Annotated in this window: 17 protein-coding genes; 9 read left to right on the top strand and 8 right to left on the bottom strand. The window is 41.7% G+C overall.

Going from position 1 to position 18,224, the window contains the following annotated elements:
• Positions 1-51: 51 nt before the first annotated feature.
• The 6 genes from ACKVDP_RS08130 (at position 52) to ACKVDP_RS08105 (ending at position 4,240) form a co-directional block, all read left to right on the top strand.
• Positions 52-387, top strand: a complete 336-nt coding sequence (locus ACKVDP_RS08130; protein ID WP_409228314.1) for a DUF1475 family protein — start codon at positions 52-54, stop codon at positions 385-387.
• Between the two features lie 27 nt (positions 388-414).
• Positions 415-1,086: a DUF3159 domain-containing protein gene (locus ACKVDP_RS08125; RefSeq protein ID WP_409228313.1), complete on the top strand. Its 672-nt coding sequence runs from the start codon at positions 415-417 to the stop codon at positions 1,084-1,086.
• 12 nt (positions 1,087-1,098) lie between these two features.
• Positions 1,099-1,818, top strand: coding sequence for a lysoplasmalogenase family protein (locus tag ACKVDP_RS08120; RefSeq protein ID WP_409228312.1), 720 nt, complete (start codon positions 1,099-1,101; stop codon positions 1,816-1,818).
• 75 nt (positions 1,819-1,893) lie between these two features.
• Positions 1,894-2,310, top strand: a complete 417-nt coding sequence (locus ACKVDP_RS08115) for a thioesterase family protein (RefSeq protein ID WP_409228311.1) — start codon at positions 1,894-1,896, stop codon at positions 2,308-2,310.
• A 316-nt stretch (positions 2,311-2,626) separates the two neighbouring features.
• The gene (locus ACKVDP_RS08110) at positions 2,627-3,748 is read left to right on the top strand and encodes a hypothetical protein (protein ID WP_409228310.1); all 1,122 of its coding nucleotides are present in this window, start codon (positions 2,627-2,629) and stop codon (positions 3,746-3,748) included.
• Between the two features lie 129 nt (positions 3,749-3,877).
• Positions 3,878-4,240 carry a VOC family protein gene (locus tag ACKVDP_RS08105; RefSeq protein WP_409228309.1) on the top strand — a complete coding sequence of 121 codons (363 nt, stop codon included), beginning with the start codon at positions 3,878-3,880 and terminating at the stop codon, positions 4,238-4,240.
• A gap of 45 nt (positions 4,241-4,285) precedes the next feature.
• Here the strand turns inward: ACKVDP_RS08105 and ACKVDP_RS08100 are convergent, their stop codons facing one another.
• The 4 genes from ACKVDP_RS08100 to ACKVDP_RS08085 form a co-directional block, all read right to left on the bottom strand.
• Positions 4,286-5,506 carry a M20 family metallopeptidase gene (locus ACKVDP_RS08100; RefSeq protein WP_409228308.1) on the bottom strand — a complete coding sequence of 407 codons (1,221 nt, stop codon included), beginning with the start codon at positions 5,504-5,506 and terminating at the stop codon, positions 4,286-4,288.
• A 97-nt stretch (positions 5,507-5,603) separates the two neighbouring features.
• Entirely contained in the window at positions 5,604-7,907 is a 2,304-nt protein-coding gene (locus ACKVDP_RS08095; protein WP_409228307.1) for a transglutaminase TgpA family protein, read from the bottom strand.
• Complete coding sequence (locus tag ACKVDP_RS08090) at positions 7,894-9,105, bottom strand: DUF58 domain-containing protein (RefSeq protein ID WP_409228306.1); 1,212 nt, start codon at positions 9,103-9,105, stop codon at positions 7,894-7,896. Before ACKVDP_RS08090 ends, ACKVDP_RS08095 begins: the two co-directional genes overlap by 14 nt.
• Positions 9,098-10,039 (bottom strand): AAA family ATPase, encoded by a 942-nt coding sequence (locus tag ACKVDP_RS08085; protein WP_409228305.1) that lies wholly within the window; start codon positions 10,037-10,039, stop codon positions 9,098-9,100. The genes ACKVDP_RS08090 and ACKVDP_RS08085 overlap by 8 nt, the downstream gene beginning before the upstream one ends.
• Positions 10,040-10,237: 198 nt before the next feature.
• Between ACKVDP_RS08085 and ACKVDP_RS08080 the strand changes: the two genes are divergently transcribed.
• On the top strand, positions 10,238-12,463 hold the full coding sequence (locus ACKVDP_RS08080; RefSeq protein ID WP_409228304.1) for a beta-propeller domain-containing protein: 2,226 nt from the start codon (positions 10,238-10,240) through the stop codon (positions 12,461-12,463).
• A gap of 46 nt (positions 12,464-12,509) precedes the next feature.
• Here ACKVDP_RS08080 and ACKVDP_RS08075 read toward each other — a convergent pair whose 3' ends face one another.
• The 4 genes from ACKVDP_RS08075 to ACKVDP_RS08060 all read right to left on the bottom strand — a co-directional run bounded on the left by ACKVDP_RS08075 (position 12,510) and on the right by ACKVDP_RS08060 (position 16,350).
• Positions 12,510-14,414, bottom strand: a complete 1,905-nt coding sequence (locus ACKVDP_RS08075; protein ID WP_409228303.1) for a DUF2207 domain-containing protein — start codon at positions 14,412-14,414, stop codon at positions 12,510-12,512.
• Positions 14,395-14,943, bottom strand: coding sequence for a LemA family protein (locus ACKVDP_RS08070; protein WP_409228302.1), 549 nt, complete (start codon positions 14,941-14,943; stop codon positions 14,395-14,397). The genes ACKVDP_RS08075 and ACKVDP_RS08070 overlap by 20 nt, the downstream gene beginning before the upstream one ends.
• A gap of 107 nt (positions 14,944-15,050) precedes the next feature.
• Positions 15,051-16,010, bottom strand: a complete 960-nt coding sequence (locus ACKVDP_RS08065) for an HAAS signaling domain-containing protein (RefSeq protein ID WP_409228301.1) — start codon at positions 16,008-16,010, stop codon at positions 15,051-15,053.
• On the bottom strand, positions 16,003-16,350 hold the full coding sequence (locus ACKVDP_RS08060) for a PadR family transcriptional regulator (RefSeq protein WP_409228300.1): 348 nt from the start codon (positions 16,348-16,350) through the stop codon (positions 16,003-16,005). The genes ACKVDP_RS08065 and ACKVDP_RS08060 overlap by 8 nt, the downstream gene beginning before the upstream one ends.
• A 200-nt stretch (positions 16,351-16,550) precedes the next feature.
• Here ACKVDP_RS08060 and ACKVDP_RS08055 point away from each other — a divergent pair, with 200 nt between their 5' ends.
• Together ACKVDP_RS08055 and ACKVDP_RS08050 are read left to right on the top strand one after the other, a co-directional pair.
• Entirely contained in the window at positions 16,551-17,669 is a 1,119-nt protein-coding gene (locus tag ACKVDP_RS08055) for a M20 metallopeptidase family protein (RefSeq protein WP_409228299.1), read from the top strand.
• A gap of 42 nt (positions 17,670-17,711) precedes the next feature.
• On the top strand, positions 17,712-18,173 hold the full coding sequence (locus tag ACKVDP_RS08050; RefSeq protein ID WP_409228298.1) for an iron chaperone: 462 nt from the start codon (positions 17,712-17,714) through the stop codon (positions 18,171-18,173).
• The last annotated feature ends 51 nt before the right edge of the window (positions 18,174-18,224 follow it).

Below are 18,224 nucleotides of genomic sequence, written 5' to 3'. Positions count from 1 at the left end.
AAAGATGCTCTCTTAGGGTAAATTAATGCTATACCGATAGGGGGAGTGCATATGAAGTTGGCGAAGATCATATCATGGATGGGTGTTGGAGCAATGTCCTTGGCACTGTTCCACGGCTTCACAGCAGGAGATTTTTTTGCAGACGGAGGGATGATACTAGACAATCCATGGGGAATTGTATCCATGGTGGATTTGTATGTTGGATTCATTTTGTTTTCAATGTGGATATATTTTAGAGAAAGGAGCATTGTCATTTCAATAGCCTGGATAACTGCAATGATGATATTCGGATTTTTGACGGGCAGTCTTTATGTTGCCATAAATTTAGGAAAAAGTGAAGGTGACTGGGGAAAATTTTTTATGGGATGGAGAAGCCATGACCTTTAAATTAGACATTGAAATAGAGAGGTAGAAATGATAAAAATTCTGGATGAAATTATAGATGAAGTAAAAAGTGTTATTGGGGGAAAGACAATAGGGGCCATTGTACCTCCAATTGTCTTTGTAATAGTGAATAATATTTTCGGTGTTTTCTCTGGGATACTTGCTGCGACATTGTGTGCTTTGGCCATAGGGGTCCAAAGATATCTTAAAGGAGAAACGGTTAAGTATGCTCTTGGAGGATTGGGAGGTGTCATGGTAGCTTCTGCGTTTGCCTACTTTGCAGGTAATGCTGCGGATTATTTTCTACCTCGTATCATATCAAGCGGTTCACTATTTCTTGTATCTGTCCTATCCATAATAATTGGGAGGCCAATAGCTGCCTTTGCAAGCCATCTGTCCAGAGGCTGGGAGATGGAGTGGTTCATGAGAAAAGATGTTAAGCCCGCTTACAGGGAGGTATCCATCGTATGGGCAATGCTGTTCTTGCTAAGGATGTATCTGCAGGTAAACCTTTATAGGGGCGGAAACCTTTTTCTAATTGCATGGGCAAACACATTGCTTGGATTTCCAGCCACCATGTCAGTTCTTGTACTGAGCTATCTATACGGAACCTGGAGGTTGAGGAATCTAAAAGGTCCAGGAATTGAAGAATTCAGGGAAGGGAAAGCTCCGCCTTGGGAAGGTCAGAGAAGAGGATTCTAAAGGGGTGTTCAGATGAGCCTAGATCAACGAAACCTTCTAATAGTATTTCTATCCCTTACCATGGTTCTTCTGGTGATGGAGGAGATGGGAATAGATAAGGATATATTGACCCATAGCAGGTATCTGGTTGTCATTATGCTGAGCATCGCCACTTATTCCAAGAGAGGGAGATCACATGAGCAAAAAATTCTTTTTCTGGCATTTCCACTAATGATTCTGGGAGATTTTTTTCTAGTGTTGTCCTACTCCATCAATGGCTTTCCTGGAGAGCTTAGATATATTGGATTTATTCCATTTTCAGCTGCGTATCTTCTGATTGCCAGAATATATATAAGGGGATTCAGGTGGAAGAAATGGCTGCTTCTACCGACAATAGTCTATGGGCGGCTACTTGTTGTCATTGGTATAATTATAATCCCATACTTAAATGGAGTACAGAGATTACTGGGCTCAATGGTAGCCCTGTCATTGACCATGATGGCATGGGCTGGAGCTTCTGCAATATGGAATGGATACTATGGGAGTAGGACAGCACTTATGATGGCCTTTTCAGGCCTGTTGATGATAATATGCGATTATGGAGTGGCACTTGATCTGTTTTATCCGGGCATTGGGGCTATTAGGTCTGCCCTGGCGGTTAACCTGGTTTGGCTGACCTATATTCCAGGCTGGACAATCCTTGCCTTGGTAGTGGTAGAGAGATACATGAATGGTCGTGTTTATGACCAATAAAAACAGGTATATAATAGATAACAGATAAGTTAGCCAAATGTTGAGTCTACTTAAGGTTTTAAAGGGGGAGTATCAATGGAACATAGAATTGAACCAGGCTTAGTTAAGGATTACAGAAAGATAACAGGACCCGCAGACGGTACAGACCTTCCAGGATCATTGGAACTTTCTTACCTTGTTTCAACTCCAGCTGTTGTAAACATGGTTATTGAAGCATCTACGGAGATGTTGGAAGATCTTCTCCCCTCAGATTACACGACGGTGGGAACGCACATAGAGCTTTCACATGAAAATCCTACCTTGGTAGGGGAACCAATCAATATTAGACTTAAGGTTGCTGAGGTTGAAAACAATAAGGTCTTTATTGAAATCGAAGGCTATGACAGCCAAGGTAGATTTCTGAAAGGGAAGTATGAGAGACATATTGTAAATAAGAGCAGGCTGATGCAGCACGCATACGGGAGATTTCCAGATTCAACCAGTGGTTATTGATCAGTGGCAAAAGGCCCGGATATTTGTAGGACAAATATCCGGGCCTTCATGTGCATTACTGCGATAAAATCAATTGATTCAATCATATCAAAATCATATAATCGCTTTAACATAGAAAATCATCAATTTGATAAATAGGTGTATCTGGATTCTGTGAATCAATGCCACAACAAAGGGACTTTAGTCGAAAAAAAGCACAAATATACATATATACAAATGTTTGAATGAAAAAACACTTGTGGAAAATAAATGTATCTGCTATAATCATAGATGTTAAATATATATCAAACAATACATAAAATGGAGGGTTTAGAAAATGAAGAAACTATTAATGTTACTACTTGTATTTGCACTAAGTTTCAGCATGTTGGCCGGATGTACACCTGCTGAGGAACCAGCGGAAGAGCCAGCAGAAGAACCAGCAGTAGAAGAACCAGCAGAGGAGCCAGCAGAAGAGCCAGCGGAAGAGCCAGCAGAAGCGGGTAGCATAGCTAAGCTTGGACTTGGACAAGTTATTTCAACTGCAAAGTCAAAGGCAAAAGCTGATGATGCAAATGCACAGGCGCAGGCAGATGTAACTATCGCTGCAGTTGGATTTGATGCAGATGGCAAGGTTGCAAGCGTAACAATTGATGTTGCTCAAACAAGAGTGGCATTTGACGAGAACATGGCAGTTACTTCAGATAAAGATGCTGAGGTTCCAAGCAAGAAAGATCTTGCAGAAGATTACGGAATGATTAAAGCTTCCGGAATTGGCAAAGAGTGGTTTGAGCAGATGGAAGCATTCGAAGAGTGGATGATTGGCAAGACAGTGGATGAGATAAAAGCATTACCGGTAAAAGTTGTTGATGATGCACATCAAAATGTACCTGATGCACCTGAGCTTACTTCATCAGTAACCATAACTGTAGAATCATATATTGCTGCAGTAGAGGAAGCTTGGAACAAATCTGTAGATGCAACCGGAGCAGAAACGGTAGGTTTAGGGATCGAGACTCATATAAACAAGTCAAGAGACGGGTCAGCTGAGCAGGGCGCACAGGCGCAGGTGGACACTTACATGACTGCAACAGCATTTGATGCAGACGGAAAAGTAGTTGCTACAATAATTGACAACGCTCAGGTTAGAGTGGCATATGAGATTGACGGAGCTCTTGCAACTGATACTTCAGTTGAAGGAAAGACCAAGCACGAACTTGCAGAAGATTACGGTATGATTAGAGCATCCGGAATCGGCAAAGAATGGTATGAGCAAATGGAAGCTTTCCAAGAGTGGATGGCAGGTAAAGATATCGAAGAGATAAAAGGACTTCAAGTAAAGGTTGTTGACGACTCACATCAAAATGTACCTGATGTTCCAGAGCTAACATCTTCTGTTACAATAACTGTTGAAGGTTACATTGCTGTTGTTGAGGAAGCTTACGAGATGGCTAGATAATTAGATATTAAATAATGGAGTCTGGGAAACCAGGCTCTGTTTTTTTGTCAATGATGTGATAAAAACAATCTGCTGGGTAAGATAGATATGGAAGACTATTTATCTTTGAATGAACAGGGAGGATATGCAATGAAATTTTGCTGGACTACACTGACTGTCAACGATATGGACAAGTCAATAGAATTTTACACAGAAATTGTGGGGCTTAAAGTGGACAGGAGGTTCAACGCAGGACCGGATACTGAAATTTGCTTTTTGGGGGATGGAGAAACCAAGCTTGAACTAATATGCGATACAGACATCAGACCCGATTGTTTGGGAGAGGGTATGTCCATGGGCTTCCAGGTGGAATCACTGGAGAAAATTGAAGGAGTTTTGGAACAGAAAGGAATCCCAGTACATAGTGGACCCTTTCAACCTAATCCTCACATAAGATTTCTGTATGTAAAGGATCCAGACGGCTTTAAGGTCCAGTTTGTTGAAAACGTTTAAACATTGAATCGACCAGCTTTTTAAAAGCTGGTCGATTGTCTATCTCTACTGAAGTTCATCTTCCTTAGGAAGGGATGTGAAGTTTTGAGTGATTCTTGAATATATATCCACTGCATTGACAAGGTCCTCAACCTTAACATGCTCCTCCTCAGTGTGTGCAAGGGACAGGTCGCCAGGGCCAAAAACCACTGTTGGGATATTTGCATAGGTCTTCAGCAATGCTGCATCAGACCAACCTATACCTCTTGTTATATTGGGCTCATAGCCAATTACATCCTTGATACCTTCCCTTACCGAGGTTACAATGGATTCGTTGAAGGAAGTTATCAAAGGAGGGTGGTACAGTTCAAGAAGACTTTCCGGAGTGATTTCAATTTTCGCATTGAACTTAGGGTCCTCCTCCTTTAGCTTGTCAATGATTTCCTGGTATTCTGCCATAACTGTATCCTTATCCTCTCCTGGGATGTACCTTCTGTCTATCCTGAGGATACATTTATCGGCTACGGTGCTTTGCTCGGTTCCTCCGGTAATTGTTCCAAAGTTCATTACGGAGCCACCCATATATTCATCGTATTTTTCCCTTAGCACGGGATACAGTTCTTCTTTTACCCTGCTGATAAAGGTCATGGCATGTTCTATTGCGTTGACTCCATTTTCAGGTCTTCCGCTGTGTGAAGCCTTTCCGTAGAAGGTTACATCAAACCATTCCAAACCTCTATGCCCTATGGCATATTCATAATCTGAGGGTTCCCCTACTATGGCTCCATCAGCAGTTATTTCTGATTTGACGATATATTCTGTTCCTTCACTTTTACCCTCTTCGCCTATTACGGCTGTAAATATTACATCACCTTCAGGTATATAGCCACTTCTTTTCATAGCAACCATGGAAATCATAAATGCTGCAAGGGATCCCTTCATATCCACAGATCCCCTTCCATATATTCTTCCGTCTGAAATGGTAGCCGCGAAGGGATCAATCGTCATATTGTATGGTAGCACGGTATCTGTGTGCCCATTGAACATGAGTGATTTTCCACTGCCCTTGCCTTCGATTTTTGCAACTACATTGGGTCTTCCGTCAACAACAGGGTGAAGCTCAGAATGAATTCCTTGCTGAAGCAGATAGCCGTGTATATACTCTGCAACATTTTTTTCAAATCCTGGAGCATCCTTGTGACTGGGTATTCTAATCAGCTCCTGAGTTAGGTCAATCAACTCTGCCTCAGTAAAATATTTTCTTGGGTCGAAGTTACTTTCTGTCAACCTATCACTTCCTTTCATCTGTACATCAATTTTTTACAAACTTGAAAGCTTTCCTTTATTTCAGTGGGAACTTTCCGTTTTTGGATATCCAGTAATGCTACCTTGATGATCGCTTAGCTGACTTTGGAGATTTCAATAACAGGGTCAACTTTTCCAGGTTGTACTGCATAGGACCCAAATGCCTTTTTAGCTGTAGGTCCAGCCTTTTGCGGTAGATTTCCAATGTGTCTACCTCGTCGGAGCTCGGACAATAGTCTCCATACTTTGACTTGACAAACAGCTGGGTAGCCTGCTTAAATCCAAACTTTCCGAATTCATGGAACTTGTGGGCTATCCTATTTGAATACTCAAAATGTGTTTCTCCTGGATTAGGCGCATATCCCAGCTTTTCAATGAGCTGTGTCATAAGGTAATACTGGTAAATTGCCTTTTCTTTATTATCAAGGCCTGCATATGACAGTTTTTTATTTCTTTCAAAGAATATTCCCCTAAAAAATCTCCATACTATTACTAAGGTTATCACAACAAGAGCCAACAATGCAAATGAGTCAGTTTTCAAAGAGGAATCCTGGTTGCCTGTATTGTCCAAATCAGAATCGACACCAATGTCGTTGCTAACATTTTCTTCTCTACCATCAACAGATTCCCGATCCCTGCTTCTGCCCATGTTTTCATCAGCTTCAATGTCTTCATCAAGCTGCGGGTCATAGTCCAAGAGTCTTGCAGGTGGAGAGTATGCGGGAGTTGCCTCGAATACTGTCCAACCGACGGGTTCAATAAAGGCTTCAACCCAAGCATGCGCATTGCTGTTTTTGACCTCATAAAGTTCATTATCAGATGCTGATGGAACTATGAAACCTTCCACATACCTTGTGGGAATACCCTGGATTCGTAGAAGAATTGCCATTGCAGATGCATAGTAGGTGCAATAGCCCTGCTCTTCCTCAAAGAGGAAATAATCCACAAAGTCCATGTTTTCAGGAACGTGGGGAACTTCAAGACTATATTCATAGTTTGATCTTAGATAGCTTTCAATTGCCAGTGCCTTTTCCATAGGTGAATCAAAACCTGCAGTGATTTCATCGGCTAGCTGTATTGTTCTGTCTGTAATAGTATCCGGCAGATTCAAGTATATCTCTGAAAGCATAACATCATCAATACTTCTGTCAATGCCCCTTTCTACCTGAATACCGTAGGATCGGGGAGTATAGGCCCTTAAGAAATATGTTTCACCAGCGTAAATCCCATCTGGGTATACAATTGAGTAATCTTCGTTAACCAACACACTTGAAGAGCCATCAAACGTGAAGGAATATGGCAGGAACGTGCTGAATACAGTAGTGGAAGAGATTTTTTCATAGGTTATTGAAAAGCCAATATCTCTGTAATAAAGTGATTTTTCCTCAGGTGAAAGTCTTGAAAAATCAGCTCCTTCCTGTGCTTGGGCATAGAATTTGGGAACATCCAACCAACCAGATCCAGTATAGCTATGGTTTACATTTCCCCTCAGGTAGTTTACCCTATCTCCTCGGAGAGTTATTACAACAGTATCGTCGATTTCCACAGGACCGCCAAGGCGGGAAGAGTCGCCCTGGAATCCGGTGGTTGAAAACTCAAAGGATTGGGCATCACCTGATACCCTTCTGACCCCTTCGCTTGAACGAAGCTCCTCTATGGCAGGGAAGGCTGAGGTTACTCTTTCATTAAGCCAATTCCATCTTATATAGTCAGTAGTTCCTGGTAAAGTTGATGCCAGAAGTGCAATGACGATGCTGTAAATCAAGACAACATTCATCCAGCTGGGATAAAGGTTGAAAAAAATCCCGTTGTTTACATCGCCTCTTTCGGAATCAGACCTCAACAGTGAGTCATAGCCTATAATTACAAGATATGAAAAAATGAAAAGGACCATTAGGACAAATGCGCTGTCGTAGAAGCTGTACCAGTATATAAGGAAAACTGGCATATACAATGCTGGAAGAAATAGTCTCCTTCTGTCTTTAAAAATGACCAGGGAAGTATAGAGTGCAATGATGGTAATGATAATTATCCATAGGGGAAGCCGATTGTCCACGCTTATGTTTTCAACACCGGAAAGGTTGTTGATGACATTGTTGACCAAGTCAAATATCGCATTTCTAGCCAATGGATAGAATCCAGACCAGACACTATCCAGAAGAATGGCGCCAACAACTGATGCAATCATAAGTGCTATCAGATACAGAGGCTTAAGAACAAGAAAGCTCATTATTCCACCAATCAGGACAACAAGGCCAATTTCAAGCCAGATATTCATATCCAGACTCATTCCCACTGCAAACATTCTCCCAAGTGAGAAGATCATAATCAGATATGCAAAAAAAACAGCGAACTTGTTTGGTTTTACATCATAGCCAGCCATGGGACACCTCCAGGATATCACTGATGCCTTGACTGCAATCAATCCTAAAAACAGGGATGTTATCCTCTTGAAGCTTGCCTGTGAGGTATCCATCAATGGTTCCTGTGTTCCAACGTTTATCTGAAATGGCCACAACTATAGGGTTCATTCCCCTGTAGGCCAGGTTCATAGCTGTTGAACCGTTTGTGGAATCAAGTGAAGGAGTAATGAGTATTGTACTTGAGCCTTTTTGTATTTTAGGGGATTGATTATGGATCAACTCTTCAAGGTTGAGACTACCAGCGGCTGAATATCTGGCAAGACTTTCAAGGTATGTTTTGAGGTCTTCGTAGTCTCTGCCCTCCAGTCGATAGTGCTTATTATCATTTTCATAATTGACTGCAATTGAAATATTGTTGGAAAGACAATAATGGATAATACTGACAGCAACTTCCACAGCCTTATCCTCAATTCTTCGATTTATATCATTTCTGTAGTGGGGAGAAAAGCTATCCAGAAAGACTTCGACATATGTGTCACTACGGGCTTCAAACTCTTTTATGACAGGAACCTCTTTTTTTGAAGTTGCCTTCCAGTGGATTGCCCTGATGGAATCTCCATCCCTGTATTCCCGAAGGGCTGATATACGGCTCTTATCCCTGTAGGCGCTCTGGGAAACCAGCAGTTCCCCTGACTGCAAGCCTGCAGGAATCTGAAAAGAGTTAATTTTTGAGATTTCAGGTAAAATTAGGATTGATATGTCAGATTTAATGTGTTTTTTAAGACTATACAAACCAAAAACGTCGTTTATTGTAAGGTGAAAACCACCCATATCATAGTATCCCCTTCTTTTCAGGGTGGGTTTTTCAGTTTTTGTGTAACTCTCATGGCTTTTCAATGAGAAGAGGAGATCTTCCGCCTTCCTTCTCCCGATTTCATATGAAAGGTCAGGTGTGAAGATTAGGAAAGGGAATAGCAGGTAGGAATTGTTTTTTACAAGATACTTTATTTCCACAGTATCACCAGCATAGAACTCGCCTGATGGAATACTTACTGATCCTGATAGGACATAAAGCCCCAAGAGGCTGTGTATAAGAGGTAAAAGCAGATAAAGGCTGAGGGCATGAAAAATAAGGTAGGGGATTTTTCCTCCTACCAATAGAACGAAAACAAGTGAAAATAGCAAGAGTATAAGTGCGACTATGAGATTTCTATTCATTGCTTAACACCGGAACTGTCACCCGCTTCAAGACTCCCTTCAGTACTGATTCTATACTCTTCCTTTCAATTCTTGCCTGGGAAGACAGTATCAAACGATGTCCAAGAACCGGTATAGCCATTTCCTTAACATCATCAGGTATAACGTAATCCCTTCCCTTTACAAATGCGCAAGCCTTAGATGCCTTAAGAAGATCGATTGATGCTCTTGGACTTGCACCAAGTCTTAGGTCCTCATAAGATCTGCTTACCTCAGAAATCTTAACGATATAGGAAAGAATATCGTCGTGGACCTTAAGAGAAGCTACGCTTTTTTGCATTTCCAGAATTTCATCCCCAGAAACCACAGGATGCACATCTACAAGATTTCGGATTCCTTGATAGTTCTGAAGGATCTGGATTTCATTTTCCTTTGAAGGATATCCAAGAGATATACGCATAAGGAATCTGTCAAGCTGAGCTTCTGGAAGTGGGAAAGTTCCCTGGTATTCCAGGGGATTCTGTGTAGCAAGGACCATAAATGGCTTTTCCAGTACATAATCCATGTCTTCTGTGGATACCTCGCCTTCCTCCATTGCCTGCAATAAACTGGATTGTGTCTTGGGTGAGGTTCTGTTTATTTCGTCTGCCAGAAGTATCTGTGTGAAAATGGGACCTTTCCTAAAAACAAAGGAGGAGGTCTCCTTTTGAAAAACGTTGACACCGATTATATCAGAGGGCATAAGATCTGGCGTGAATTGAACCCTTCTATACTCAAGATTCATACTCTTTGCCAAAGCCTTTACCAATGTGGTTTTTCCCACTCCAGGAACATCCTCTATTAGTAGGTGACCCTGAGCAAGAAGTGCCATCACAACCAGTTCGAGTGTATCGTCCTTGCCCTTGATCGCCTTCCTTAAATTTTCCAGAACAGCCAGTGCTTTAGAATTATCCATGTTTTCCTCCCAATAAGTGTCTTCATGATATTTATACCAAAAAACCGATACTGTACACATGCAAAGGGAAAGCTTTTGATGTTATTACTATGAATATGTGGTAGAGGGGTAATCGTAACCAATTAGTAAACACTTCACAGCAATACATGGGTATAATATGCAATAGGTAGAATAATAGAACCAAGGGAGGTATATTGTATGAAGAAAATAGTGAGCATTCTATTGATTATAGCCATGACCATGGGAGGCGTATTTTCCTATGGTGTAGAGGCTGAGGGTGATATAGCACTTCATCTGGGCAGTCCTTTGATCTTGTCTGGAAAGGACATGATACCCCTTGACTCGGAAAATCCGGGAGTTGTTCCGGTTATCCACAACGATAGGACTCTTGTTCCACTGCGGGCAATCAGCGAGCATTTTGGAGCTGAAGTTGATTACGATGCAGTTAAGAGAGAGGCTTCAATTTTGTTAAATGGCGCAGAATACCTTTTCCCGATTGGAAAGAATTATTATGATGTGGTGCAGAATGAAGAGTCTGTGGAAAGGATTGAATTTGATACAGAAGCCTTAATAATCCAGGACAGGACAATGGTGCCTCTGAGAATAATAGCAGAGAACATTTTGGGCATGGAGGTTGCTTATGACAAGAGGGTTATATTTATAGGAAAAGGGCAGGAAGATATTGACGACGAAATGGTCTTGGGTGTAAAGAACAAGATCGGTCAAGCGCTGAAGGTAAGCAGCAGAGGGGAGCTTCTTGCACTAATTGAAGACATGGAAGAGATTCCCATGGAGGAAGCCGTAAGAGAGCCTGTATTGGATAGTCAGGCACCAGCAATGGGGGATAGTTCAGCGGGGCAGGATGGAGCCAAGGATTTTTCAAACACAAACGAGCAGGTTGAAGGAATAAATGAGGCAGATATCGTAAAAACAGATGGGACCTATATTTATGTGGCAACTAGGGACTCAATAAAAATATATCGGGCCAATGATGGACGTCCTGTCCTGACAGACCAGATGGAGGTTGTGTTGGACAAGGAGACCGGTGAATATGTTGAGTATTCCCAGCTCTATGTTGATGATGGAAAGCTTGTTGTACTTGGAAGGAAAGGAGCTATGGGCAACTGGATCAGACCTATGCCTGAACCTATGCCAATGGAAAAGGAAATGATGGATTCCATAATGCCATACGGCGGTGAGGAATACGTCTACCTTGGTGTGTATGATATCAACGGGGAAGGTAAAATGAATCTTGTCAAGGAGCTTGAGGTGGAGGGAGGTCTACTTTCCAGCAGGAAGAAGGATGACCATGTTTACCTTGTTGTGAACAAGTATCTAAACTATTACTGGGCATATCCTGAAAGACCCATACCACTTTTCAAGGATTCTACCCTGGGTTCAGAATACAAAGAGCTCCCTGTTGACAGTATCCTATACCATCCAGGAAGAAGGATGCCCAATTATCTTCTGATAGCTGCGGTTGATATTATGGATGGGAAGGAACCGGCCAGCATTGAGGCTTATCTTGGTAGTGGCAGCGAGGTATACATGAGTGAAAATGCTCTCTATGTATCAGGAAATGACTACAACTCATTTTGGGGTTCGGTTACAAACATAGCAAGATTCACAGTGGATGATACTACAATTGGTTACTCTGGAGGAGGAATGGTCCAGGGATCATTGCTGAATCAGTTTTCAATGGATGAGTTTGACGGCAACCTTAGGGTTGCAACAACAGAATGGAGTGGCGAGAGCCTAAATTCAGTATATATACTTGACAGGAACATGAATCTGATCGGTTCCATTGAGAACCTAGCTCCTGGTGAGCGAATCTTTTCTGCAAGGTTTATGGGAGATATGGGTTATATTGTAACCTTTAGGCAGATAGATCCTCTATTTGTATTGGATCTTTCAGACCCTGAGAATCCACAGGTGACAGGGGAGTTGAAGGTTCCTGGTTTTTCCAACTATCTTCACCCCATAAGCAAGGATGTTCTACTTGGAATAGGTCAGGATGTGGATGAAAATACAGGTGTACAGCAGGGGATAAAGCTTTCATTGTTTGATGTATCAGATTCAGGAAAGCCGAAGGAAATCAAGAACCTCATCCTGGGTGAAACAGGAAGCTATGCAGAAGTTCTACACAATCACAAGGCCTTGATGCTTAAGCCACAGGACGACCTTATAGCATTTGATGCCACTCTCAACATATATTCAGGTAAACTTACCAGGGAGGCATTCAACGGATTGGTGGTAATAAAGGCAAGTGAAACAGGAGACCTGGAGCTGATCAAGGAAATTTCAAATGAAGGTATATATGGACAAAACGTAAAAAGGCCGCTATATATTGACGACATCCTCTATTATGTGATGGATGATAATATTAGGGCATTTAACATGGATGGTTTTGAAGAGATCAAATAGGTATGAAAAAGCCTCTGGATTATTCCAGAGGCTTTAATATATCAGTTTACCAGCCGCCACCACCGCCGCCGCCGGATCCACCACCAGAGCTACCTCCACCAAAGCTACCTCCACCTGATTTGGCGGGGCTTGATGCCATGGTTTTACCAACGGCTTTGGTATTGGCATCCATCCTGCTTACAAAGTAGGGAGCATGGAATGCTCTACTGGAATTGGTCTGGTACCAATCCGGACTGCTCATGGCAATACCTTCAAAATTCTTTGCCCAATGATCGGTCACTCCAAGAACCATTGCATAGGGTAGAATATGGTAGAAGTATTCGGGGTCATCATCCACAAGCTGCTTGATTCTATCCCTTTCAGCCTTCTCAATGAAGTTCTTGAGACCAAGCAGATGCTGCATCCACTTGATACCCTGTGGGGTCCTTTTATGTGCCAGTGGAGAGAGGTATATTATTGCTATACCAAATACAAAGCCCATAACGTATAAAGCTCTGGCTTCTGTAATATAAAGAATCAGCACTGATATTGCAAGAGGTACAAGAGCGGTGAATATTCCCGTCATTATTGTCTTGAACCTTTCATAGGGAAGCTTTGTCTTTACACTTGCAAAGAGGGTTGCTGAAGCTGAAAGAAAGGCTCCAAGAACAATGCCACCAATTATTGCAAATACTGCTACAAGGCCTGGACTATATGGGTTTATTTCGTTGAATAACCCAAGAAAAACCAGTATAAAGGCAATGATTCCAAGGGCTGACATTCCCAGAGCTGCGAAGAATCCAGATCTGGAAAGGAATCTTCGATTGTCAAAGGAGTTTATTAGCTCGCTTTTTACTGCTCCAAGGGTTATATAGAAGCTCTCCTTAAGCTGATCAACATCAACAACATTGTCAATTGAATAAGTGTCAAAAAGGTCGTTGAAGTAGACGCTTTCAAATCTTTTAGTTCCAGCAGGTAGAGGTTTTAGCTTCTCCAGCTTCAGAGTGGTCTTATTTTTCTTGAATATGAGACCTTCCTCGTTCTCTTCTTCAATAATCCTCAGATAGCCTTTGTCCGCCCAGTATATCAGCATGGACGTCAGGTCATAGGGGTCTATTCGGTTATCATAGACATAACCTATTTCTGCTGGAGTAAGGTCCTCCGGTGGATAGAACTCAACGGTAGGATAGATGGGATCATCTCTCCCATACTTGAACAGCAAACCCAATGCTCCAATCAATAGAATTGGAAACAATGCGATATAGGATTTTGTAAAGGTCCTTATGCCGTCCCCATCGGGCTCAACTTCACTAAAATAACCTTCTTCAAGGGGAAGTGCTATGGTTAGAGCCTGTCCAGGCGAAATTGTCTCCCTATACTCTCCGCTGATTGTTGTACCATTGACGGTGTAATCGACCTGTGCTCTATCAGTGGAGCCGGCATAGCCTGATGTGAAATTGATGCTCGCACTGTTGAATTCCTTAGGCATGTTGATAGTGAAAATGGTTCTGTGTATTGGAATCTCCCACTGATCTCCTACCAGATTGAAGTAAAGCTCGTCCATTTCCTCATTGAGGTCATCCCCGATATTGTAGACATAGTTGATTGTATAGTATTCTATGGGGTTTGCATATTTATCTGGATCACCTATCCTAAGTGAAAGGTAGTCACCTTCTCTGGAGGATTGGAATTTGTGTCCCTCAACATCCACATCTTCAATTTTTACTGGCTTGCCAAAGTAGGTTCTTGCTGGAATATCCCTGAAGATTCCATGCATATCCGAACGGTTAAACTGAACAGTAAGTCTTTCAACAATTTTGTAGGAGTTATCCTCCATGATATCCATAGTTATATCAAGCTCCGATATTTCCAGGTTGTATCCAGTAGCATCAGCTTGGGAGGACACGAGAAATAAAGCCAGTATAAAGAATATCAGCAGAGGTAGTTGTCTGTTAAAATTGTACCTGAACATTTTCTCTCTCCGTTTCATCTGCTGTGAAGTAGGTTCCTCTCTTGAAGCCGAACATCATGGCTACTATGTTGGATGGGAAGGACTCCACCTTGGTATTCAATGTCTTGACCACAGCGTTGTAATATTTTCTTGATTGAGCGATATCCTCCTCAACCTTCTGCAATTGCTTTTGAAGATCAAGAAACTGACTGTCTGCCTTTAGCTCAGGATAATTCTCACTCAATGCAAACAGGGACTTTAGTGTTCCGGTTAACATATTTTCTGAGGCCTGTTTCTCTTCTATGGTAGTTGCATTCATTGCCTGTGCTCTTGCTTCCACAATCTTTTGGAACGTTTCCTGCTCGTGCTTAGCATATCCCTTAACAGTTTCAACAAGATTGGGGATAAGGTCGTAGCGCTTCTTAAGGTAGACATCCATTGTGGAAAACGCCTCTTCCACGGCATTTCGAATTGCGATGAACCCATTGTAGGTGCTAAACACATAAACTCCAATTAAAAGTACTATACCGCCAGTTACCAGAAAACCCATGATATCACTCCTTCGATTTATTTGTGATTATTATACCACTTATGGTCAGCAACATACATATGCATATTAAAGGGATACCCAGATAAAGGTATCCCAAATTACAAATATTATCTTTTTCTGAAAAGAGCTCTTATGTGGTTGAAGACCTCAATCAAGGTAATAACTATTATTGCCGCCAAACCTATCTTAAGCCCTAAACCAACTCCGGTTTCAATACCGGTTAATTCCTCTTGCGTAACTCCTGGTATTCTTGAAAAATCCCATAGGTCCGGAGTCAATGCAAGGACTGAAAATATTGCAATTCCTACCATATCAAGTGCGATTGAAAGGAGCCTTGTAAGAATGCTCCAGCTTCTTCTCATCAGCAGATAAACATTCAAAAGAAGACTCGAACCAAGCGCCAGATTTATCCATAGTAGATAGGGTGACAATACTTCATGGTTTAGCAAAACAAAGGACTGGTTCTCATATATTATTGGAAGGGGAAGTCCATGGTTTATAAATGCTAGAAACGCCAGTATAAAGATTGATTCAAATACCAGATCAGATATCTTTATCTTGTCAACATCCTCAGGGGGTGACTCCAGTGATTCAAGACTCCATTTCTCATCCGCCTGGTCAAATGGCAGATTATCCTTTTCGCCATAATGCTCCACAAGGGAAAAAATAATTGTTACAATACCAACCATAACAAGGCCCGCATTCCAGATTCCGCCTACCAGTGACAATAGTGATTGAAGTATATCTCCATCAACTATGAATTTTATTATGGATACAACTAAAATTCCAATGGAGATTCCCAAAAGTGCAACCTTGATGACAAGCAGGTACATATCAATGTATTGAGGTCCAATAAGATATCTGGGTCTTTCAAGGTAACTTTCAGCAACCTTCTTTGGATTGCCCATTTTGTAGAGTACATCCTCCACCTCCTCCTGAGAATACTCCCTGTCTCCATGAGCCTCCTCAAGGAGCTCATAGATGTTGGCTTCAAGGTCCTTTAATATGTCATCTCTCTGTGAGGTTGGAAGATATTTGCCGACTGTATAAAGGTAGTTTTTAATCATTTTGATTTCCTCCTATCAAATTACCAATAACCTTGTTCAAGCTCTTCCATTCAGATATGAGGTCATGTCTTACAGATATTCCCAGGGAGCTGATTTTGTAGTATCTTCTGGGACGGCTTCCTTCAACATCCCAGATTGATTCCAGCATACCCTGCTTTTCAAGTCTTCTGAGTAGAGGATACAGGGTGTTCTGATCAATCTGCAATCCCTTTTCCTCCAGTATGCTCATCAGAGAGTATCCGTATTGTGGTTTGTCAAGCTGCGCCAGAACTGCAAGAACAAGGGTCCCGCGCTTCATTTCCTGGTGTAGGTTGTTAAATAATTCTTCATGATTACCCATAGGACACCTCCTTTGATTCCATTATAGTGTATGACACACAGTGTTGTCAATATAAAATAGTTAATTTTTCATAACAATTTCATGATTGACGTCGACTGCTCTTGAGTGAAGATATATCAGAAAGGTTCTTCTGATGGAAAGGGTTTTGATAATGGATAATAGGGTAGAAATTTTTAAATACGATTGATGGAGATGATGTCATGGATAGTAAGAATCTAGAAAAAACAATTGCATTGAGAAGGGAGCTTCATCAGAATCCTGAGCCATCAAATCAGGAGGTATGGACCAAGAACAGGTTGATGCAATTTCTAAAAGAAAACACAAGGCTGGAGATTGTAGACAGGGGGAAGTTCTTCTATGGGATTTACCATGCAGGTGAAGGTAGAAGAAACATTGCCTTCAGGGCAGATTTTGACGCTGTACCTATGGATGAGGGAATAAGTCTGGCTCATGGATCAAAGAATCCTGGTGTATCACATAAGTGTGGACACGATGGTCACTCAGCAACCCTTGCCGGATTTGCACTTGAAGTGGACCAGATAGGAGCAGGTGAAAATATCTTTTTCATATTCCAGCATGCTGAAGAGACAGGGGATGGTGCGGCGGAGGCCTCCTCCATTATCGATGAGAATGAAATTGATGAGATATTCGCATACCATAATATGAGTGGAATGGAAAAGAATTCAATCAATATAATAGATGGTACAACGAATTTTGCATCAAGAGGAATGACAATAAGGATGGTTGGGAAGCAATCTCATGCCAGTGAACCTGAGATGGGTAGGAACCCTGCCTATGCAATAGCCAGGGTCATTGATAGCATACCTGAGCTTGTAAATTCCAAGGAAAACAGGGGTTTGGTATTGGCTACCGTAATCCAGGTCAATGTGGGGGACAGAGCCTTTGGCATTTCAGCAGGCAAGGGGGAGCTTCTTCTGACAATAAGGGCTGAGCTTGAGGATGAGCTGGACAGACTGCAGGAAAATCTTGAAATGATTTCCAAGAATCAAGCAGCAAAGGATGGGATAAAGGTGGAGTTCATTTATGAAGATATTTTTCCCGTGACCTCCAATTTTCCTGAAAGCGCTAATAAGATTAGGAAGGCAGCCAAGAAAAAGGGCTTCCAGGTGGTGGAAATGAAAAGCGGATTCAGGGGTTCCGAGGATTTCGGGCATTACTTGAAGAAAACCAAGGGGGCAATCTGTTACATCGGTAATGGAATTGACTATCCTGCAGTTCATACCCATGAGTATGATTTTCCAGATGAAATAATCGAAACAGGGGTTGAACTGTTTAAGGAGTTGGCTGGAGTTAACTAGACATGCTATGCTGATACTGTTGAAGGTTATAAGGAGGGTGCCATGGATTACGAATTTAAAACAGTTGAGGAATATCTTGAAAAACTTCCCGAGGATAGGAGGGAAATAATGGAAATGCTTAGAGAGCTAATTCTCTCCAATCTGCCTGAAGGATTTGTGGAAACCATTAGCTATGGAATGATAAGCTATGTGGTTCCACATTCAATCTATCCTAAAGGATACCATGTAAATCCTAAGGAGCCATTGCCTTTTATGTCACTTGCCTCCCAAAAAAACCACATTGCTATTTATCACTCGGGTATATACATGATTCCTGAATTGGAGAAATGGTTCAGGGAGGAGTATTCAAAGCGGGTCAGCACCAAGCTTGATATCGGGAAAAGCTGCATCAGATTCAAAAATCCCAAGAAGATACCCTATGAACTTTTGGAAGAACTGTTTATGAAAATAAGTGTCGGAGAGTACGTTGACCTATATGAAAAGTCATTGAGAGGGAAAGGATAACTATATGATCACCTGTCATATAGAAATAAGTGCATTTCAGGTGATTTTGTT

Origin of the sequence: Gudongella ferriphila (assembly GCF_046224405.1) — a bacterium.
In the GTDB taxonomy this organism is placed as follows: Bacteria; Bacillota; Clostridia; order Tissierellales; family Tissierellaceae; genus Gudongella.
Note: the sequence above shows the minus strand (reverse complement) of the source record. Positions and strands in the feature narration are given on the sequence as shown.